The sequence below is a fragment of the Planctomycetota bacterium genome (assembly GCA_016207825.1).
Taxonomy (GTDB): domain Bacteria; phylum Planctomycetota; class MHYJ01; order JACQXL01; family JACQZI01; genus JACQZI01.
In genome coordinates this window covers 38,443-59,200 of record JACQZI010000005.1, presented here as the reverse complement: position 1 = coordinate 59,200, position 20,758 = coordinate 38,443, and the positions used below count along the sequence as shown (strand labels likewise).

The window sequence follows — 20,758 nt, the reverse complement described above, 5'->3', positions numbered from 1 at the left end:
AAAGTAGGGAGTTTAAACAGAACCGCGGAAGCGGGAAGTAATGAAGAAGGTTATTAGGGCGAGGTAGGTACAATATTGATGTGCCTATGCCGTTCAGCCCTGCGGGTTGAGAGGATGGCGGAAGTGTGGCGCCTATCCCACTCACCCCTGCGGGATTCGGGGATGGTGATTAATAAAAAATTAATGTAGTACCTACCTTTTCCTTAACCTTCATACTTTCCCGTCCGGAAAATCAGGTTCACGACACTCCCGCTAAAGGAGTTTAATCATGAAACAGGAAGTGACACTGCAATTAGGCAGGCGCCAGTTCACCATCCAGACAGGTGTGATGGCAAAACAGGCAGACGGAGCGGCTCTCGTCTCCTACGGCGATTCGGTCGTCTTAACGACCGTGGTTGCCGGTGAAGCCAGAGAATCCCAGTGGGACGATGCTATGGTCCCCTTGACCGTGGACTACCGCGAAAAGACCTCCGCCGCCGGAAAGATTCCGGGCGGCTTCTTTAAGCGCGAAGGCAGGCCGACCACGGAGGAAATCTTAACCATGCGGTTGATTGACCGCCCCTTAAGGCCGCTTTTCCCGGAAGGATTCCAGAACGAAATACAGCTGATGTCCATGGTTCTTTCCGCAGAAGGCAATTTCGACCCGGATATCCTGGCAATCAACGGCGCCTCGGCGTGTCTGGTGCTTTCCGGCATTCCTTTTAACGGGCCTATCGGCGCGGTAAAAGTCGGCAAGCTCAACGGGACGCTCACCCTCAACCCGGAAATATCGGAAATGAAAGAAAGCACGATGGATATCGTCATCGCCGGCACGGCGGACGCGGTCCTCATGGTCGAAGGCGGCGCCAAGGAGGAATCCGAGGAAGCCTTGCTGGAAGCAATCGAGTTCGGCCATAAAGCCGTTAAGGAACTGGTCGCTCTCCAGAAACAGTTGAAGACCGATAAGAAGAAGATGGAAGTGACTCCGCCGGAATTCGATAAGGCGCTTTATGAAAAGATGAAGAAGGAAATCCATGACGAATTAAAAACCAAAATCCAGATAAAAGGCAAGCACGAGCGGCATGACGCCGTTTCCGAGATAAAAAAGAAGCAGATTGAAACTTATTGCGCGAGTCTTCCCGAAGCCGATGCCCAAAAGCAGACCAAGCTCATCAAGGCGGCATTCACCAAGATTGAAGAGGAAATAGTCCGCGAGCTGATTACCAGCGGCAAACGGATGGACGGCAGAAGCCTGACGGAAATACGCCCGATTACCTGCGATTTGGGGATACTGCCCCGGACGCACGGCTCGGCGCTCTTTACCCGCGGCGAGACGCAGGCATTGGTCGTGGCAACGCTCGGTACAGCCGATGACGAGCAGATTATAGACGGGCTGGCCGATGAATACGTCAAGCGTTTTATGCTCCACTATAATTTCCCGCCGTTTTCGGTGGGAGAGGTGAAACCTCTGCGCGGGCCCGGCAGGCGTGAAATAGGGCACGGCCACTTAGCCGAAAGGGCGGTGGAACCGATGCTGCCGGACTTTGAGAAATTCCCGTATACCATCCGGGTGGTTTCCGATATCCTGGAATCAAACGGCTCCTCATCCATGGCAACGGTTTGCGGCGCGACGCTTTCCCTGATGGACGCGGGTGTGCCGATTAAGTCCCCGGTTGCCGGAATCGCCATGGGACTCGTTAAGGAAGGGAACGATATCAGCATACTTTCCGATATTCTCGGAAGCGAAGATAAATACGGCGATATGGATTTCAAAGTCGCCGGCACCGCCAACGGGATTACCGGTTTCCAGATGGATATAAAGGTGGGCGGCCTTTCTATGGACATCATGAAGAAAGCACTGGCGCAGGCAAAAGAAGGCCGTCTCCATATTTTGGGAAAGATGGCGCAGGCGCTTGCCGCGCCCAGGACGGATATTTCTGCTTATGCACCGCGCGTTGTCCGCTTGATGATTAAGCCGGATAAAATCGGCGCGGTTATCGGCGGCGGCGGCAAGACCATCCGCAGAATCCAGGAAGAAACAGGCGTCAAGATTGAAATAGAAGATACCGGAGAGGTTATCATTTACGGTAAGGACGCCGCCTCTCTTGATGCCGCCAAGAAACAGGTGGAAGGTATCGTGGAAGAAGCCGAAATCGGCAAAATCTACCAGGGCAAAGTCGTTTCCATCAAGGACTTCGGTGCGTTTGTCGAGATACTGGTCGGCCAGGAAGGGTTGGTCCATATCTCCGAGCTTTCCAACCGCTATGTCGGGAGCGTCACCGATGTCGTCAAGATGGGCGATATTATCCCGGTCAAGTGCATCGGTATAGACGACCAGGGCAAGATTAAGCTCAGCCGCAAGCAAGCTGTTGACCCGGCGAGCGAGCCACCGGTTCCGGAAGGGATGCAGCAGGAAAGGCCCCGTCCTCCCAGGCAAAATAATCGGTTTAGTGGCGATAGGCGCAGGTAGAGGAAGTTGTCAGAGGACAGTTATTAGTTGTTAGTATGTTATGAAGGGGCGTTCTGAGAAATCGGGACGCCCTTTTTTATTTTGGACGCAGAGCTTTGCTACGCGGATTTGAAGGATTACTTTTTCCCTGTGCACAGCTTCCCTTGACCGAAGGGGTAGAGGATGCCTTGCTTCATTGCGGGGGCAGGTATTAATAGCTAACTTTTTAGATTATTAAGGAACTCCTATGCACGTAGCATTCTCCCCGCCGAAGGCGAGTCCGCCTCTGGCGGAAAATTCTAACATCCTTATGGTGGTACTCCAACACACATGGCGTTCTCGAACTCAAGATAACTGCTATCGGTTATTTTAACGCCGGCACGTTGTCCGCCGCCGATATCATTTTTGAGTTTATATACAATATAATACGTTTTAGGTATTGTCGTTACCTCCCAGCGGTTCATATTGAGATACACGGTACCATTGGTAAAATTACCTTTACTGATAAACGTATCGCCGATATCCCAAAAACCATTATTATTATTTTCGCACCACACCTGTGTCTCTATTTTAGAATCAGAACAAGCAATATTTGTATATGTTTTCAATCCCTTGTCAATTCTAAATCTTTTCCAGCGCGCTGTTCCTGACAGAGTTTTCATCTCAAATTTTACGTGAGCTATTGATTGGCCCATTTGAACTGATTTTCCGTTAAGCAAATCTGACCAGTTTGTAGTTGTAACAGTTGTGCCTCCTCCTGTATAAATTATTCCCCAATCTGAAAGCGTGGAAGTTGCTATCGGATTCGAAGTAGCTAAATTTGCCCGGAGTTTAATAAGAGTATAGTTAAGAATAACAGATGCCAAATTAGTCCCCGAAGCGACATTGGCAACTAATACAGAATTATCTTCTGCTTTTAAGACATCAACGGTAAAAGTTGTATCGGCAGGTGTATTTTTAGTATAAGTTAAGACCCCCCAAGAAACAAGTCCGGTTGGATTAATTAAAGGAGAAATGTATGTGCCGGATGAAGAGTATCCCATTAGCAGTGTCCCGCTTGAATAATTAGGCGTAGGCGCAGCCCCATTAAAAGAATTATACGCAGCAAATGTTCTTCCTCCGCCGCCATTGCCGCCGGCATATTGTACCGTTCCTCCAGTGCCTCCATTAGCTATGATATTACCACTATTGTTTACCGTCATTGCATATAAGATAATAGAGCCTCCGGCGCCGCCACCTCCGGCACCCGGAAATGAACCTGTTGCAGTAGACGCAGAAGACCCATTAGCTCCGTTGGCGGTAATAGATGCCCCTGAAGCGGTGTTAAGCGTATTAGCGCTGATAAAAATAATACCTGCGCCTGAACCGCCCGAAGCTCCATTTCTTGAAGTACCGTAATTCGTATTACATACCGCGCCGCCGGCACCGCCGCCTCCGCCCATATACGCCCGTGTATTAAGGCCGGAAGAATCTGCTCTGCCGTCATAACCGCCACCACCACCGCCGCCGCCATATTGTGCGGCCCCGCCACTGGTGCTACCTGATGCGCCACCATTGTTTAAGCCACTACCTCCCTGAGAACCGGTTGGTGTTTGTCCGTTAGCAGAGCCGCTGCTGCCTCCTCCTCCAGCAGAACCATGTCCACCACCACCTCCTCCTCCAGCAAAGCTGCTGAAGTTACTGTTAGTCCAGCAAGCGCCGGCCCCGCCGCCTCCGGAACCGATTGTACCGGTTCCTCCGGCACGCTGGGTCGCATCAGAGTTAGTATCACCTGCGCCACCACCACCACCCTGTCCGCTATTTCCTACAGATACGGGATTGCCTTTTCCTCCGCTGCCGGCTGCACCGTTATAAGATTCTCCTCCACCGGCATTAGCATCATATGTTGTGCCTGTGCCCCCGGTAAACCCTTTACCATTAGCATTAATTCCATTAGCCACATTAACTGTTACTGTCCCGTTTGCCCTAAAAGCGAGGACGCCACCAAGAGTTCCATTCCATGCATTGCAGGTCAAAGAACCTCCTGTATCAATTGTTACATTAGTGTAGTTAGGAATTCGCTGGACCATTATTTTTTGGGTTGTTCCATCATAAGAATTAGTCAAGTTAGAAGTGACAGTAATTGAATTAGCGGCAACTACAGAAATTCGTTTGAATTCATATAAGCCGACATTAGCATAATTTCCGGAAGCGCCTTTGAGGTTAATTATAATAATCTCATCACCGACGGCAAATCCGGTAGGAACGGCTATTCCTGATGATATAACAGCCTGTCCTGAAACAACATTCTGATTGACCTGCCAGTTAATACCATCAGGTGCGGTCCGTCCACCATTTCCATTGGTATTCACATTAATATTAACAGATGTGGAAATAGTCCAAGGTCCATCTGCACCGTTACCGGCATCAATTACAAGAGTGCCGATTAGTTTTACATCATTGTCAAAATCAGCCGGAGAGGTATCGCTAAATACTCCTGTCCCTATCGGGAAAGTTGTTTGCGACCAGGTATCGGCATGAAGATGATTAATTACAAAAACACAAAGGAAAAAGAACGTGCCCACAATCAATTTCCAATTACTTATTCTCATGATTAATTCTTATGTGTTATTACGGCACCCCTATACCCCGACGCCATGGGGCGGGACTTCGGCGATAATTATTACACTAAGGAACGCCGACGCAAGTTGCGTTTTCGAATTCTAGATAACTGCTATCTGTTATTTTAACGCCGGCACGCTGTCCTCCGCCGACATCCCCTGATAGCTTATAGACAATATAATATGTTTTTGATGTCGTTGTTACCTCCCAGCCTTTCATATTAAGATAGCATATTCCATTGCCGAAGATGCCTTTAGAGATAAACGTATCGCCAATGTCCCAGAATCCGTTACCGGTATTTTCACACCAGATCTGGACTTCTATTTTGCTATCCGGGCAGGCGATATTGGTATATGTTTTTACTCCTTTATCAACCCGAAAACGGCGCCATTTGGTTATTCCTGCCTCGGTTTTCATATTGAATTTAACATGAGCGATTGATTGCCCCATTTGAATTGATTTCCCATTAAGCAAATCCGTCCAGTTAGTGGTGGTGACTGCAGTGCCCGTGGCGTATTCCAGCTGCCAGTAAGACAAAGACGGGGTTTTGGTTGTATCTGCGGCAGAGAAATTCGCCCTAAGTTTTATTCCCGTAATATTTACAAATGTCGCAGGGTAAGCGGCTTTAAGGTCTGTTCCAAAAGGCACATTTGCAACTAATAATGAATTGTTAGATGAGCTGATTACATCCACGGTTAAGGCGGTATTAGTGGGTGATGTTACCGAATATTTTAAGACACCCCAATAAGAAACGCCAGTTGGAATAAGCGCCGGGGAAATATAACTACCAGGCGTAATATAAGGTATTGCAAGGCTATAGTAATTCGGGGTAGGATTATTACCGCTGAAAGAAACATAGCGTGCGTAGATTCTGCCATTGCCGCCGGCACCGCCGGTGTATCCATCCGTCGTTGTTCCTCCGTTCCCTTTATCAGCAGTAATGTTGCCTGAGTTGATTATTTGAGTTGCTAATATTATAATAGAACCTCCGGCACCGCCCCCGCCGCCTCCTCCTCGTCCATATGTGCCGCTTGCACCATTCGCGCCGTTGTTGCCATTGGCGGTCATAGAAGCTCCCGTTGTAATATTAATGAAGGATGCATAAATAATAATGATGCCGCCTCCGATTCCTCCGTTAGCGCCTGTTTTGGCGTCGCCTAAATTATTTAAGTTAGTCGCGCCGCCGCCTGCGCCGCCGCCGCCGCCCATATACGCCCGTGTATTGAGTCCGGAAGAATCCGCCCTGCCGTCATAACCGCCGCCGCCCGCTCCGCCGCCGTTATCGCTGGAGCCTGACCTTGCCGCGATTGCGCCGGCGCCTCCTGATGTTGTTGTCCCGTTTCCTCCCGAGTTAATGCCAGCGCCGCCCATTCCGAAACTGTTATTCCCGTGTCCGCCGCCTCCGCCGCCTCCTCCTCTGGCAATATAACCGCCGCCTGCTCCTGCCCCGCCGCCGCCACCGCCACCGGAACCAAGCGCTCCACCGCCTCCAGCAAAAACAGAGCCGTTATTATCGCCGCCGCCGCCGCCGCCGCCCTGGCCGGGGCTTCCTCCGCCGTTATAAGGGCCGCCTATTCCGCCGGTTCCGTTATAGGATTCGCCGCCTCCGGCATTTGCGGTATAAGCGACGCCGGTGCCTCCTACAAATCCTTTTCCAGTAGCACTAATTCCATTGGAAACATTAACTGTCACGGTTCCTTTAGCGCGAAATGCCAGAATTCCGCCTTTCGTTCCATTAAAAGCATTACAAGTGAGCGATCCGCCTGAATTAATCGTTACATCTGTATAATTCGGAACACGCTGGACCATTACTTTTTGATTCGTTCCAACATTGGTATCGTTAGCTCCATCCCCATACCAATTGACCTTATTGGTCGTAAAAGTTAGGATATTCCCTGCGACCGATTGAACGCGGAGAAATTCATAGAGTCCGACATTAGAAGAAGCAGTGGATATCCCTTTAAGTGATATTAGAATAACCTCATCCCCCACGTTAAAAGTATTAGCCGGTGGTGCATCTACAAGAGTCGCTGTATTTGCCGTAAGGGCGGAAACGCGTGAGTTCCAGCCATCGGCGACAGTCCTGCCGGCGGCAATGGTATCCGTATTAATATTTTTTGCCGCGGCAACGGTTATTGCACCATCAGAACCGGTACCAACATTAATCGCAACTGAACTGGTAAGAATTATATCATTATCAGAGTTAGCCGGCGAGGTGTTATTGAACGTTCCTGTCTCGGGCGGAAAAGTCGTTTGCAGCCAGGTATCGGCACCCAAATCACAATTTACAATTGCTAAACTCCAAATAATTATCAATCCCCAAAATCCAAAGTTACAAACTTTCATGTGGCGCATAAAAATCTCCATTTTTATAGGTGTATAATTTCATAAGCGTTTTTTTTTCGCATTACTAAGTATTCATTCTTAAAGAAATAATATTTGTTGTAGCCGTTTCTAAGGAACGCCGACGCAAGTAGCATTTTCAAACTCTAAATAACTTGAATTAGTTATTTTTACTCCAGCACGTTGTCCGCCACCGATATCGTCTTTGAGTTTATATACAATATAATAAGTTTTAGGCGTTGTTGTTATCTCCCAGCGTTTCATATTAAGCCAGCACGTGCCGTTAACAAAGTTGCCTTTACTGATAAGCGTATCTCCGGAATCCCAGAATCCATTGCCACTAGTTTCACACCAAACCTGGATTTCTATTTTACTGTCCGGCGCGGCGATATTTGTATATGTTTTTAATCCTTTATCAATGCGAAAACGTTTCCAGCGGGTCGTCCCGGATTCGGTTTTCATGGTAAATTTCACATAAGCGGTTGATTGTCCCATTTGAACGGCTTTCCCTTGAGTCAAATCCGTCCAGTTTGAGGTGGTTACAGTTGTGCCTCCACCCGTATAATTTATTCCCCAATCTGAAAGTGTTGAAGTGTTGGAAGGATTTGTAGATGAAAAATTAGCTCTAAGTTTAATAAATGTATACGCTGGAATAAGGGATGATAAATTGGTGCCGGAAGTAACGTTACTAGATAAAACAGAATTATCATCAGCTTTCAGAACATCGATAGTAAGCGTTGTATTGGCAGGTGTGTTTTTAGTATATGTCAATGCACCCCAGGAAACAAGTCCGGAAGGATTAATTAGCGGGGAAAGATAAGTTCCTGAAGCCGCATAACCGCCTCCTCCTGTAGAAGATGAAATGGTGCCAGCCGCGCCGTTGTTAGGGACCCCGGTACCGCCGTTGGCAGTGCAATTGGCTAAACCGGTAATCGTGGGCGATTCCACTCTGATTCTTCCGCCGCCTCCTCCTCCGTTAGTAGAAGCCACGCCATTACCGCCATTTGCCCTGACAAAACCTGAAATAGTTACATTACCAGAGGTTAAGAAGATGCTTCCGCCACTGCCGCCGCCTCCGCCTCCGTTACCTGTGCATCCGCCGCCGCCGCCGCTGCCTCCGTATAAGGTGGCTAAATCAGCCGCTCCATAAGTAACTCCTGCCGAGCCGCCACCAACTCCTCCAGCGCCACCATAACCGCCGCCGCCACCGCCAGCAGTCCAGCCACCGCCACCGGGACCGGATCCAGTTCCTGGTCTGCCGCCTGATACTCCGCCGTAGCCACATCCCGCGCCGCCGGTGCCACCACCCGGACCACCAGGCCCGCCTGGAGTATTGGGGTAGTTATTATCAACATTTCCTCCGTTTCCCCCATTAGCCAGAATAAATCCACCGGCATTTATGGTAATATTTCCGGCGGACAATATTTTCACTGCGCCGCCGCCGCCACCGCCTGCCGCTTGTCCGGTAGTGGAACCATCTTGTCCATTACTGCCGCTGCCATTTAAAGTCCCGCTAATCGTTACATTTCCGGTTGCTTTAATAATTAAAAAGTTAGTTCCATTAGCTGTAACCGTATGCCCTGCGGCAATGGTAAATGTGGTGAAGTTATACGTGCCCAGTTTAGTTGCATTGCTGGTATTTATAGTTATATTAGGAGCGGTTCCGGAAATACCGGCAATAGAACTTCCGTTATATGTGGAAGAATCAAACGCGCCATCCGCACCTGTTCCGGAATCCACGTTAAAAGCATTGGATAGTGTAGCATCGGCATTTCCGTTAGCCGGTTGGGTGCTGGTAAAAACACCCGTCCCGGCCGGGAAGGTGGTTTGTGACCAGCTATCGGCGTAGAGATTCCCGCCCATCGGGGCGAGGCTCGCCAAAGACGGCACCACAAAGGCACAAAGAACACAGAGAAATAACACACCCCTAACCCCTCTTGATAGAGGGGAATTTCCTATTATCCATTTCTTTCCCATAATTTCCTCCTTTTACTTAAATATATTTACTGCTCATGCCAATCGCATAGAATACGATTGCTAAATAAATAAAATAACTGATAAAAAACGGCGTTTCCTGCCATTTCTTTCTTAAAATCCAGAAGCCAGCCAGTATTCCAAACAGGATAGAAGCCAGCCATAATTGAGGTATGCCTAAAATTAACGGAACAGCCAGATAAGCCGCTAAAACCAAAAAAGCAATAATTATCCTCCCTATCTTTTCCCCTAACAAAACCGGCAGGGTGATTACTCCTGCTTGCTTATCAGCTTTAACATCTTTAATGGTAATAATATTAGCCGCGAGGGAAAAACTTAGCGGGACCAGTATCATAAGCTCCTTAGGAAATTTCTCTACCGTTTTTGAGCCTCCCAACAAAGCATAACCCAATAGCATCGCCACCAAAGAGTTTATTCCTATCACCATCATATTAAACGGGAAAATACGTTTTAACCTGAAAGGCGGAATAGAATAAATCAGGTATAAAGCGCTAAAGAAAAGGGTGATTACCAGAGAAAGATATGAAATATTAGCCGCAAAATAACCCATTAACAGGAAATAAACCAATCCAATAGTTTTATATTCATCCAATGGAATAATTCCCTGTGTTAACGGCCGGTTTGGATTGGAGATACGGTCGCTTTCAATGTCAAAGATATCATTCACGACTATCAAAGACTGGATGGCAAAAAAGATTGCCAGGCATAGCCCTATGCAGGCAAGATAGTCTATCGGGTTGCTAAATACTCCAAGTAAATTATTTCTTTCCGCAAGATAGCCTAATAGTATTCCTCCAAGGACTAACCCGCAGAAGTGAATGCATCTGGTTAGCCTTATATTCTTTAAAAGCGCCAGGCACTTATTGCGGTCATACAAGAAATACCAGATAAATATCGCAACCATTATAACGAGCAGGAAAATTAAAGAGACCCTTTGGTCTGACCTGATTATCAAACTGGGGCTGTCGTTATATATTTTCTCAAAAGGCGTTCCGGTATTAAGCGGAGGAAGTTGCGGAAAAATTGCATTCCATATATGCGCCAATATAGCCAGGAAACCAGCGGCGTAAACGGTAAAAGACAAATAGAATAGAATCGCACCGGCAATTGATTTAATCAGTTTTTTAGTCTTGGTAAAAACATAGATAATGGCTAATAAACTAACCAACACAAACTCTATCCGGATGCCCGGGGGTGCGTTTTTGGGAAAACTTACCAGCGGATTGGCGCAGTTAATAAAGAAATTCCAGACTTCATTGACCGTGAAAAAGTATACGGCGTTTTCCCCCTTGCCTCCGGAGAAAAAGAAGTCGAAAACAGGCGGAAACCAGGTGATAATCCAGAATACTATGACTGTTTTGGATATCTTTTCTATCCGCTCCTTTGTAAGCAACCGGAGCAGGATTACCAGGATGAAAAACTGGCTAAGATAGAAAAGGGGATAGTGGCTAAAAAACCTCATTATAGATGCATAGGGGTCATCTATAAACCCGATGGTTTTATCAATCTCCAAAATCCCTTCGAGGAAATTTCGGACCAGAATGATGCATGAAAAAGTAATTATCCACCAGCCGAAACCAAGCTTGGTGTTTTCGATAGAGTCAATAAAACGTTTTAGTTTATTAATCATTCTGAAAATAAGATAGAAAGCTTTTTTAAATCGGATGGAATCCAAGCGGGCGAAAGATCGTCAGCTTCTGGATTATTGCTTATATTGCGCATATTTGAGCCGTCCACATTCCCGCCTGACGGACGGGCAGGCATTATATAAATCTCATGTTGCCCTTTTACCTTTGCGGCAAACGCGATTTGCGTGACGTCCGGACTCCAGATTGGACTGCCGACGAATTCAAACTCTTCCGGACATTTGGTTATCTGTGTTATTTCATCGCCCATTCCTCCGGCTGTGTATATTTCATATTTTCCGCTCCGGTTGGAGGCAAATGCGATTTTAGTCCCATCCGGATGCATTCCGAGAGCGGAAATATTATCCGCTTTAAGGCTAAGAACTTTCTGCTGGTTTGTCCCGTCAGGATTCATCGTGTAAATGGTGTTTGTTCCATCACGGTCGGAAATAAAAGCAATGAATGTGCCATCCGGCCTCCAGACAGGCATGCTATCATTAGTTTTATTTTCCGTAAGACGCTTTTGATTTTTTCCGTCCGCATCCATTACATATATTTCATCATTGCCATCCCGAGTTGAAGTAAATGTGATTTTAGTTCCGTCCGGACTCCAAGAAGGGGCAAAATCATCTGCCGTATCTTCTGTAAGCCGATAACATTTTTTCTCTGTTATATCCAGCTTATAAATATCCCTGTTCTTTTCCCGGTCATAGCCGACAAACAGGATTTTATCTCCAGCCTGATTGACCGCGATATTGCATTTCGAACAGATAGATGGCAAATCTGTTATATCGTTAAAATTGATTATCGGGGAATCGTTGCCTATTATATCCTTTATATGTAAGGCACTGCCGGAAATGTAAATGATTTTTGATTTAACCGAAGCCAAAAGGCTCAAGCGAACTTGATTGGCCCGGTCTTTAATCACCTGGTTTTTATTTTTGCACGCTTCCTTCAAAGTATCGCTAAACGGCTTGATTATCGGAGCCAAGAGACAGCATGCGGGTTGGTTAGAATCTTTGTTTTCCAGCAGTTTTTTACGGTCGGGGGTACCCCGAAGAATTTCGGGGCACGAGTTCTGCCCTTGCGGGCACAGGTTTTGCCTTTGCGGGCACAAGTTCTGCCCTTGAGAGCACAGGTTTTGCCATTGCGGGCACAGGTTCTGCCCTTGTGGGCACAAGTCCTGCTCTTGAGGGTACGAGTTCTGCTCTTGAGAGCACAAGTTTTGCCCTTGAGGGCACAGGTTATACCCTTGCGAGAACACGCACCTCCTTTCTGTTACACGAAAACACGAAAAGAATTCACGAAAACACGGAATATTAATCTTTCGTGTTTCCGCATTTCAGTTTCGCCCCCTGTCGGGGAGGCTTCGCACTGATTTCGTGTTACGGAACACCTACACATGTAGCATTCTCGAACTCAAGATAACTACTATCTTTCACGCTTACCCCGGCACGTTGACCACCTCCAATATCATTAGCAAGCTTATACACGATGTAATATGTTTTAGAGGTGGTCGTTACCTGCCAGCGGTTCATATTGAGGTAACAAGTGCCGTTAGTAAAATTACCTTTGGCGATAAACGTATCGCCGGTATCCCAGAAGCCGTTGGTATTTGTATCACACCAAACCTGGACTTCAATCTTATTATCCGGGCAGGCAGAGTTTGTGTATGTTTTCAGCCCTTTATCAACACGAAAACGCTTCCAACATGCGGTTCCTGAATCGGTTTTGGCATCAAACTTGATATAAGCAATTGATTGACCCATTTTAATCGGATTCGTATTAACCAAACCCGTCCAGTTGGTGGTGGTGACTAAAGCGCTGCCTGTATAATAAGTGATTATTAATTGGTCCAAGGACGGCGTAACGTTGGTATTAGCAGTAGATAAATTCGCGCGCCACCTAAGGTCGTTTCCCCTGCCGACTTGAGGAATAATAAATTCATTCCCTTGCGCGGTCGGCGTGATTTGATACCAGTTTGTCCCGGCGTTGGCGGTGATTTCATAAGTAATGGCGGTATTCGCCGGCAGAGTACCTGAAACGGACAGGTTAACCGCCTGAATGGTATCGAAGGTTGTATTGATTTTTGTAGATTGTCCGGTTTTAGGTGTTTGGTAACCGCCACCAACAGTGAATTCTATATCAGGGACTCCGTACATATAGCCTGTCCCCGTAAGGTTAGGATACGCATGGGTATTCACAAGATAACAATATGAGGTTATTTGGATATTTCCTCTGATTTGTGGTTGAGCCCATGCGCCGTATTTATAGCCAGTCGAACACCAAAGGCTTACCCGGTAAGCAGTGCCGGCCGTTACATTGACCGGTGTACCTAAGGCCGCCCATGACCATCCGGCGCTGTTTACCACCGTTACCTGGGCCAGTTGTCCGCCCGAATCGTTCCACAACGTAATAATAGTATTATTATGAGACGCATCATCATATCTGCCTAAGGCGGTGATTTGACCATTGACTTGAGGGATAAATCGCCAACCTATTTCATAAACAGCGGCAAGGGATGAAGTAGGGAATGTATTCGTGCTTAAAGGTTTTTCGGATGTCGCACCGCTTCCCGGAAGTTTTAAAAGACCGGTTGCGGTATCCCAGTTAGCCGTAGTGTTGCCGGCGTCTTTGTTGGTGGTGGTCGAAAAGTTTTCAATAAACGTTTCGGCGTGGAGAGAGCCAGAGATGATAAAGACGATGACAAGAACACCAATGGTTAATTTACCCATAAACAGCTCCTTTTGTTACTGCACCACGACTTTTACCGGAACGGTTATTCCTCCGCATCTTAACGTGATATTTGCTGTCCCGGGGTTTATGCCTTTTATGCTTAATTGCTTATTACATTGCGAACAACATGACAGACATTCAACCCGGTTAATATCCCAGGTAGAACCTTCGGTCTCAACCGGATTTCCAAGGGCATCATATCCGTTAATGGAAAGTATCCGTTCATCGCCAACCGGCAGGGTGATAACGCCGTTAGAAACTTCACAAGCCCGGCTAAGCGGAAGCCCGCATTGATAAACGATTACGCGGCTTAATTTAGCTTCAGCCCCTTGCCCTACGGCCAAGGGACGGCATCTATATTCTATTTTGTCGCCAGCCTGCGGTTTTATTTCATATTTAGCGGTGTGGTTAGTAAAACCAATAAGCGCCGCTGACACCAATCCCAAAACCCCAAGGATGCTTAGCCCTAATTTTGTTTTTGCCTTCATATTCATTCCTTTTCCGCCAGAGACGGACCCGCCTTCGGCGGGCTTTCGTCTCCCTGGCATATTAATGCATACTTTCATACCGCTGTTTTCTTCCATCCAACAAGCTGTTGATTTTCAAAGAAATAATGTTCATTAGAATTATCCCTGATAGATATGTAAACCCATTCTTCTGTTGTAGACGGGAACGAGTCCTTTGCAGGATGAGGATGGTTATTAATAGGTTGGATTATTTTTGCCATTGGTTTGCCGCGCAACACAACGAGATCATCCGTGCTGAGCGGGGGGCAAGCTAATCCCGATTTATTCGCTTTGTTGTTATTCATATGCTATCCTTTCGTTATTGATATATACATTATATATAGCAAATAACGTGCCAAAGAAGGCTGTTTTAGCTAAAAGCACCGAGTTTCTAACTGCTTAAAATAAAGAGGTTGTGGATGGATAGCCGCCTGCGATAAAATGGATTTGATTAAAGTGTGGAAAAAAGTCTACACCAGAGGGGTTTAGTCTACATCTTTGAACGGGATGTTTAATTCCCGCATTTTTTTGTATAAGCCGGAACGGTCTAATCCTAACCGGGAGGCGGTTTTGGTGATATTGCCGGAGCATTTTTTTATGGTTTCTTTGATGGTATTCCGTTCCCAGTCTGCCCTCTGTTCTTTTAAGGTTAATCTGTTGTTTGATAAATATTCACTGGTTGGTTTGCAAGCCCGGATAGCATCGGAAAGCATATCGTCTTTGATTAATTTGGCATCAGGATACAGCACGCAAATCTTTTTGGCCTCATTTTCCAGTTCTCTTACATTTCCTGGCCAGGAATAGGTGGTGAGGAGGCGTTGTGCGTCCTGCGTTATCCCTACGGGAGGCTGCGCACTGTGTCGTGCGTCTTTAGGAGAATATTTAGCAAGGAAGTGCTGGATTAGCAAAGGGATATCGTCCTTGCGGTCACGCAGGGATGGAAGAGTAATGACAATTGTATTAATCCGGTAGAACAAGTCTTCCCGGAAAAGTTTCTGGCGGACTAAGTTGTCAAGGTTTCGGTTGGAAGCAAAAATAAAGCGGGTATTGATAGGAATCGCTTTTTCCGCCCCCAGCGGCCAAACTTGTTTTTCTTCCAGGACCCGCAATAGTTTCTGTTGCATTGATGAAGACATATTGGCGACCTCATCCATAAAAAGCGATCCCCCGGACGCCAGTTCAATATAGCCTTTCTTTTTCTCGCTTGCCCCCGTAAAGGCGCCTTTGGTATGCCCGAAGAGTTCGCTTTCAATCAGGGTCTCCGGGAAAGCCCCGCAATTAAAAGCTAATAACGGTTTGGATGAACGCAGATTATGGAGGTGGTGAACCGCGTGGGCCACAAGTTCCTTGCCCGTCCCGGTTTCCCCCTGGATTAAAACGGGCAGGTCGGTCGGGCCAATCCGATTAATCAACTGGCAAACCTCCCGCATCGGCGGTGCATTACCGATAATCACACTTTTATAAGGCATTTGCGCGGAACAGTGGTTAATCGCCTGGGCAAGCACTTCCGGCAGTGGTTTTGTCCGGGTCAGCCACGTCTCCCGGCTCGCAGTATCGGGATGCATTGCCTGCGGTAAATTGACGCTTGTTTCCATTTGTTGATAGAGCAGTTCAAACTCCCGGGTTTTTTCATAAAACCAGATGATGTCCAGTTTCCGTAAAAGCGGTTTGATACGTTTTTCGATTGCCTGCGCCTTGTTCGGCTGGCGGAAGAGGGAATAACATTTACTTAAAAGCAATCCGGCTTCGCAAACGAGTTCGTTATATTTTATCCGGCGGGCGTCTTGAAAGATACTGGTTGCCAGCCGGACGGCAGAATCCAAATGTCCTTCCAGGATATCAAGGGTGACTATATGCACCTTTGCTTCCAGGATGCCGCGCGGGAATTTGAACTCCTCGCTGATTTTAACGCATTCGTTGAAAGCCTTGCGGGATGCGACATAATCTTTTATGGCGTAGGCATATTCGCCTTTCAGGTGATGATAACTATTTAAAATAATGCCGTTCGATTCTGTTTCCATCGGGCCGGCAAGTTTCTGTTCGATTACCTCCCGTGCTTTGTCTATTTCATTATTATAGAGATGGCAAAGAGCGATATAGATAAGTGAGAAATAATACTTATTCCGGTTCATCGGCGGGGTCGCATCGCCATATTTTTGGTAATATTGTTCCACCTTCAGTAATTGCGCTAAAGATTGCTTGATGTGGTGCATTACAAGAAAACCAAGCCCTAAGCTGTAATGGGCATAAGCTACTTGTATTGGCGGGAATGAATTGCGCGAGGCTACCAGATAGGCCTTGTAGAAAATATCAACCGAACGGGGATATTCCACCAGATTATAATAAGCCAGTCCCATCTGGCGGTAGAGCGTAAATTCTTCTTGGGGTGTGTAATGGAGTGTCGCCAGCTTTTTTACGGCCGTCTCCCCGAGATGCCTTACTTTTTGCCAGTTGCTTTTTCCCCCGAATGAACTAATCTTTTCGAGGTATTCTGATAATTGCTTATCTTTCATACTGGTATAATATAATAAATATACCTTTGCCTGTCAACTGGTTTGTGACTCGTCTTTATTTTTTATTACCGTGGCGCGGTGGATGGCGTCATCGCCGAACTTCTTCTTGATGGCGTCAAGCGCCTTGTGGAGTTCTTCCTTTTTCCGGTCGGGCTTTTCGAAGAGGTTCGTTTGTATTCCCACCTCGCCGAAGTGCGAAACCTTCACCCCCAAAAGCCGAATCCTTTTCCCTCGTGTCTCAAACTTATTATAGAGCGTTTTTATTTCCTGGTAAATCACGTCCTCGAAGTTCGTCGGCTCAGTTATAGTTGCCGCCCGCGTGTAAGTTTCAAAGCCTTCCAGCCGGATTTTCAGGGTGATGGTCCGGCCTTTTAATCCCTCCGCGCGCAGATTAGCCGAGACCCCCTCGCACAAGAGCATCAGGGTCGCTTCTATCTTTTTCTTATCCAGCGTATCAACATCAAAGGTGAATTCCTTGCTGACGGATTTGGTTTCATATTCGGTCACGACTTCCCGCGGGTCGATTCCTTTAGAGAGGGAGAGCAGATGCCGCCCGTTTTCTCCGAGTATCTCAACTAATTTCTCTTCATCCATCCGGGCGAGTTGGCCGATGGTTTTAATCCCCATTCGGTTAAAAATGATTTCACTCTTTTCCCCCAATCCCCAGAGTTTTCTGATAGGCAGTGGGTTCAGGAACTCGCGCACCTTGCCCGCTTTCACTTCGACAAAGCCATCGGGCTTTTTTAGGTCGGAGGCAATCTTGGCAACCATCTTGACCGGCGCCATCCCGAGCGATGCAGTCAATCCCGTTTCCTTTTTGATGCGTTCCTTGATTAATGCACAGGTCTTGAGCGGCGTTCCAAAGATTTTATAGCTTTCCGTGATATCCAGAAACGCCTCGTCAATGCTGACGGGTTCGATGACCGGAGTGAATTCATAGAGCAGTTTGAATATCTCGCCTGAGACGCGCGAGTATTTTTCCATATCAACGGGGAGAAAGATGGCGGTGGGGCACCTGCGATAGGCTTCCGAGATAGGCATGGCGGAATGGATTCCGAACTTGCGCGCCTCGTATGAGCATGTGGAGACTACGCCACGGCCTTTGCCCCCTTTAGGATCGGAACCTACAATAACCGGTTTCCCGCGCAAGGACGGATTATCCCGCTGTTCGATAGCGGCGAAAAACGCATCCATATCAACGTGGACGATATAGCGCTCGTTTAACATACTGCTATAATTGGTATAACGAGCACGTTCGCCTTTGATTTAATACTTAACTTTGGAATGGCGAAGCAGCGCTCGTTTAACATACTGCTATCAATGGTATAATGAGCACGTTCGCCTTTGATTTAATACTTAACTTTGGAATGGCGAAACAGTTCTCGTTTTCCATAAGAGATTAATAAAGTAAGTCCCTTTCATCCCGCTTTGCGTGATTCGGGGACGCCTGATTTAATAAATAGGTAGAGGCAGATTAAGCCAATTTATCTGATTTTTCTGATACACAAACCAAACCGGTTCAATCCGCTTAATCAGCTTACAAAATATTATTTATATCATAAAACACGGCTAAAGTCAAACTGGATAACAAAAAAAAACGAGGCAGAATAAATAGATTGACATTCCTGATAATTCTGATATTCTACTGTGGGAATAAAGGTTTGTGCCACCGTAGAAAATAAGGAGAATAAGATGACAAGAATATGCCTGGTAGTTTTGGCCGCGGCTCTTTTATCCGGCATGTTTCTGGGCTGTAACATGAGTCCGTCGGAAAAACAGCAAGAACCAAAGGTCGAGGCCTATACCCCGGCTTTTAGCTATACCCCGCCTGCCCAGGCCGAGCCGGATTCCGCGGGCGTAACGTTGCTGTTAGGCAGTGCTGATGTTAAAGTCAAAGCCCTTCCCGGCATTACCTGGCTTCTCTCTAAAGACATCGAGACTTGGTTTCCCCATCAACAATTTAAATCCTTAGGCGATGAGCTGGAACCGGGCTTTCTGAGCCTCCTGACGGCCAAAGGCTTTAGCGTCCGCGGCCCATTTGCTTCTTATGACAAGATTCCCTTTCCGGATAAAAAAGGCAGTGACCTGATTCTTATCTCCACGACAGAACTTTCCCTCGACGCGCAGGACTATGAATCCAAATCGGTCAAAATCGAATCCAAGTTGGGCGGCGGCAAGGGTTCAGACATGACCGGAAAGTTCGTGCTGAGCGGGAAAATCAATCTGGAATTGCGGGAACCCCTGACCCGCGAGCTGATGTGGTCTAAGAGCCTGGAGATTCCTAACACCGAAGTGCCTTATAACGTAATTCTTCGGGACGAAGATTCAATCAAAGGCAACGTGGCTCCCTATTATGCCGTTTTATTAAATTATGTGGCCAAGGCAATCGAGAAGGAGTATCCGGCGATTCTGGGAACCGCCTGGGAATCTTTTGACCCCGAAGAAATGAGACTGGTCAAAAAACAAGCCCAGGAACTCAAAGAGAAAAAGTAAAGGCTCCACCCCGTCCCGATGCCCTGAGTGTCCGACCCCAACCCCGAATGTTTTCGGGGTCGGGGAGGGTCTAGGGAGACATAGGGGCATTTAACTCTTATTTATGTGGTTTTTCCGCCTTCTACTCAAAATTTGCCAAACTCAAGTATTTAACTAAAATTTAACCGTAAAAAACTTGACTCTATACCCAAGTGCAGGGAGTATAATATTACCATGAAAGAATTAACCATCGGGCAGGCGGCTAAAAAATCCGGAGTGAAAGTTTCCACCATCCGCTATTACGAACGCATCGGCTTTATCCCCGCGCCGCCCAGGAAGCTATCCGCTTACCAGCTTTTCAGCAAGGGCTACCGGCTGTTTTCTCCGGAAATAATCCAGCGAATCGATTTTATTAAGCACGCCCAGCAATTCGGCTTTGCCCTCAGGGAAATCAAACAATTGCTCGACTTGATAGACGGCAAAAAGGGAACCTGCCGTGACGTCTATAAATCAGTGGCTCTTAAAATCACGGAGATTGAAGAGAAAATTACCAGCCTGCGTAAGTTGCGCAAGTCGTTAAAGGGTTTAATCAAGACCTGTCCGCGCAAAGGAATTCTCGCCGGATGTTCGGTGATAAAAACATTATCAAAGGAGAATCGGATATGAAACAAAATAAATGGATTCGCGCCTTATGGTCAATCCCGGCGGTTATCGCAGTCTTTCTTCCCAAGGTGACCTGACCGTGCTGCTGGCCCCTTTACGCGGGGCTGTTATCGTCGCTCGGTCTGAGCTTCTTGCTAAACGATAATTATTTGTTGGCGGCGGTTGGCTTATTAATCGGGATTACTTTGCTCTCGTTTTTATTCAGGGCAAGACAGCGCCGCGGATACGGGCCGTTCTGGCTGGGGTTAGCCGCATCGCTCGTAATGTTGGGCGGCAAGTTCTTATTTATATCGGGCGTAATATTGTATGCCGGCGCGGCAGTGTTGATTATCGCCAGCATCTGGAATATTATGCCAAAGCGCATTATCAGACAACCGGAAAATCTGCCGGCAGTCGAAGGGGACTGCTGCCGGATTACGCTAAATAACACCCCTGAAGAAAGGAAGTGACGTATGGCGGAGAAAAGATTGATAGAGGTTTTTACAGCCGGATGCCCGGTGTGTAAAGAAGCGGTAAAGCAGGTAAAAGCGATTGCCTGCGATTCCTGCGAGGTCAAGGTTTACGACCTTAATAAAGGTTGCAAGACCAATATCTGCCGCACCAAGGCAAAAAAATACGGCGTCAAATCCGTGCCCGCGGTTGCGATTAACGGCAAGCTGGCGGATTGCTGTAAGGGACGGGGCATTAACCTGAAAACCCTTAAAGCGTTGGGGCTTGGGAAAAGCAGGTGATTTAGCCCTGATTAAGGATAACGGCAAAGAGCGTATACATATTAACCTGGATGATGTAACGCATTTTCCCGTGTTTCAAAATCGTCTGAGCCTAATGGCTTAATCAGCTTCTCTGTATTTTGAGGATTTATTTCCCATCACTCTT

Annotated in this window: 15 protein-coding genes; 5 read left to right on the top strand and 10 right to left on the bottom strand. The window is 47.1% G+C overall.

Annotation, left to right across the window (positions count from 1 at the left end):
- The first annotated feature begins 265 nt into the window (after positions 1 to 265).
- Positions 266 to 2,449: a polyribonucleotide nucleotidyltransferase gene (gene pnp, locus HY811_00850; protein MBI4833356.1), complete on the top strand. Its 2,184-nt coding sequence runs from the start codon at positions 266 to 268 to the stop codon at positions 2,447 to 2,449.
- A 287-nt stretch (positions 2,450 to 2,736) separates the two neighbouring features.
- Here the strand turns inward: pnp and HY811_00845 are convergent, their stop codons facing one another.
- The 10 genes from HY811_00845 to HY811_00800 all read right to left on the bottom strand — a co-directional run bounded on the left by HY811_00845 (position 2,737) and on the right by HY811_00800 (position 17,974).
- The gene (locus HY811_00845; GenBank protein MBI4833355.1) at positions 2,737 to 5,019 is read right to left on the bottom strand and encodes a hypothetical protein; all 2,283 of its coding nucleotides are present in this window, start codon (positions 5,017 to 5,019) and stop codon (positions 2,737 to 2,739) included.
- Positions 5,020 to 5,095: 76 nt separating this feature from the next.
- Entirely contained in the window at positions 5,096 to 7,384 is a 2,289-nt protein-coding gene (locus HY811_00840) for a hypothetical protein (GenBank protein ID MBI4833354.1), read from the bottom strand.
- 99 nt (positions 7,385 to 7,483) lie between these two features.
- Positions 7,484 to 9,349, bottom strand: coding sequence for a hypothetical protein (locus tag HY811_00835; GenBank protein ID MBI4833353.1), 1,866 nt, complete (start codon positions 9,347 to 9,349; stop codon positions 7,484 to 7,486).
- A gap of 16 nt (positions 9,350 to 9,365) precedes the next feature.
- On the bottom strand, positions 9,366 to 10,997 hold the full coding sequence (locus tag HY811_00830; GenBank protein ID MBI4833352.1) for a UbiA family prenyltransferase: 1,632 nt from the start codon (positions 10,995 to 10,997) through the stop codon (positions 9,366 to 9,368).
- Complete coding sequence (locus tag HY811_00825; GenBank protein MBI4833351.1) at positions 10,994 to 12,172, bottom strand: PD40 domain-containing protein; 1,179 nt, start codon at positions 12,170 to 12,172, stop codon at positions 10,994 to 10,996. The genes HY811_00830 and HY811_00825 overlap by 4 nt, the downstream gene beginning before the upstream one ends.
- Positions 12,173 to 12,377: 205 nt before the next feature.
- Complete coding sequence (locus HY811_00820) at positions 12,378 to 13,727, bottom strand: DUF4082 domain-containing protein (protein MBI4833350.1); 1,350 nt, start codon at positions 13,725 to 13,727, stop codon at positions 12,378 to 12,380.
- 15 nt (positions 13,728 to 13,742) lie between these two features.
- Positions 13,743 to 14,216, bottom strand: coding sequence for a hypothetical protein (locus HY811_00815; GenBank protein ID MBI4833349.1), 474 nt, complete (start codon positions 14,214 to 14,216; stop codon positions 13,743 to 13,745).
- A 74-nt stretch (positions 14,217 to 14,290) separates the two neighbouring features.
- On the bottom strand, positions 14,291 to 14,539 hold the full coding sequence (locus HY811_00810; GenBank protein ID MBI4833348.1) for a hypothetical protein: 249 nt from the start codon (positions 14,537 to 14,539) through the stop codon (positions 14,291 to 14,293).
- Positions 14,540 to 14,719: 180 nt separating this feature from the next.
- The gene (locus tag HY811_00805) at positions 14,720 to 16,747 is read right to left on the bottom strand and encodes a sigma 54-interacting transcriptional regulator (GenBank protein ID MBI4833347.1); all 2,028 of its coding nucleotides are present in this window, start codon (positions 16,745 to 16,747) and stop codon (positions 14,720 to 14,722) included.
- Between the two features lie 33 nt (positions 16,748 to 16,780).
- On the bottom strand, positions 16,781 to 17,974 hold the full coding sequence (locus HY811_00800) for a DNA polymerase IV (protein MBI4833346.1): 1,194 nt from the start codon (positions 17,972 to 17,974) through the stop codon (positions 16,781 to 16,783).
- 465 nt (positions 17,975 to 18,439) lie between these two features.
- Between HY811_00800 and HY811_00795 the strand changes: the two genes are divergently transcribed.
- The 4 genes from HY811_00795 to HY811_00780 all read left to right on the top strand — a co-directional run bounded on the left by HY811_00795 (position 18,440) and on the right by HY811_00780 (position 20,613).
- Positions 18,440 to 19,240: a hypothetical protein gene (locus tag HY811_00795; GenBank protein MBI4833345.1), complete on the top strand. Its 801-nt coding sequence runs from the start codon at positions 18,440 to 18,442 to the stop codon at positions 19,238 to 19,240.
- Between the two features lie 213 nt (positions 19,241 to 19,453).
- Positions 19,454 to 19,885, top strand: a complete 432-nt coding sequence (locus tag HY811_00790; GenBank protein ID MBI4833344.1) for a heavy metal-responsive transcriptional regulator — start codon at positions 19,454 to 19,456, stop codon at positions 19,883 to 19,885.
- A gap of 101 nt (positions 19,886 to 19,986) precedes the next feature.
- On the top strand, positions 19,987 to 20,331 hold the full coding sequence (locus HY811_00785) for a MerC domain-containing protein (GenBank protein MBI4833343.1): 345 nt from the start codon (positions 19,987 to 19,989) through the stop codon (positions 20,329 to 20,331).
- A gap of 3 nt (positions 20,332 to 20,334) precedes the next feature.
- On the top strand, positions 20,335 to 20,613 hold the full coding sequence (locus HY811_00780) for a thioredoxin family protein (GenBank protein MBI4833342.1): 279 nt from the start codon (positions 20,335 to 20,337) through the stop codon (positions 20,611 to 20,613).
- Positions 20,614 to 20,758 lie beyond the last annotated feature (145 nt).

What these genes read in the sequence shown, in the direction of transcription:
- HY811_00800 (MBI4833346.1), bottom strand. Translation starts at nt 17,974, where the DNA reads ATGTTAAACGAGCGCTATATCGTCCACGTTGATATGGATGCGTTTTTC.
- HY811_00810 (MBI4833348.1), bottom strand. Translation starts at nt 14,539, where the DNA reads ATGAATAACAACAAAGCGAATAAATCGGGATTAGCTTGCCCCCCGCTC.
- HY811_00780 (MBI4833342.1), top strand. Translation starts at nt 20,335, where the DNA reads ATGGCGGAGAAAAGATTGATAGAGGTTTTTACAGCCGGATGCCCGGTG.
- HY811_00835 (MBI4833353.1), bottom strand. Translation starts at nt 9,349, where the DNA reads ATGGGAAAGAAATGGATAATAGGAAATTCCCCTCTATCAAGAGGGGTT.
- HY811_00805 (MBI4833347.1), bottom strand. Translation starts at nt 16,747, where the DNA reads ATGAAAGATAAGCAATTATCAGAATACCTCGAAAAGATTAGTTCATTC.
- HY811_00845 (MBI4833355.1), bottom strand. Translation starts at nt 5,019, where the DNA reads ATGAGAATAAGTAATTGGAAATTGATTGTGGGCACGTTCTTTTTCCTT.
- HY811_00815 (MBI4833349.1), bottom strand. Translation starts at nt 14,216, where the DNA reads ATGAAGGCAAAAACAAAATTAGGGCTAAGCATCCTTGGGGTTTTGGGA.
- HY811_00830 (MBI4833352.1), bottom strand. Translation starts at nt 10,997, where the DNA reads ATGATTAATAAACTAAAACGTTTTATTGACTCTATCGAAAACACCAAG.
- HY811_00820 (MBI4833350.1), bottom strand. Translation starts at nt 13,727, where the DNA reads ATGGGTAAATTAACCATTGGTGTTCTTGTCATCGTCTTTATCATCTCT.
- HY811_00840 (MBI4833354.1), bottom strand. Translation starts at nt 7,384, where the DNA reads ATGCGCCACATGAAAGTTTGTAACTTTGGATTTTGGGGATTGATAATT.
- HY811_00795 (MBI4833345.1), top strand. Translation starts at nt 18,440, where the DNA reads ATGACAAGAATATGCCTGGTAGTTTTGGCCGCGGCTCTTTTATCCGGC.
- HY811_00790 (MBI4833344.1), top strand. Translation starts at nt 19,454, where the DNA reads ATGAAAGAATTAACCATCGGGCAGGCGGCTAAAAAATCCGGAGTGAAA.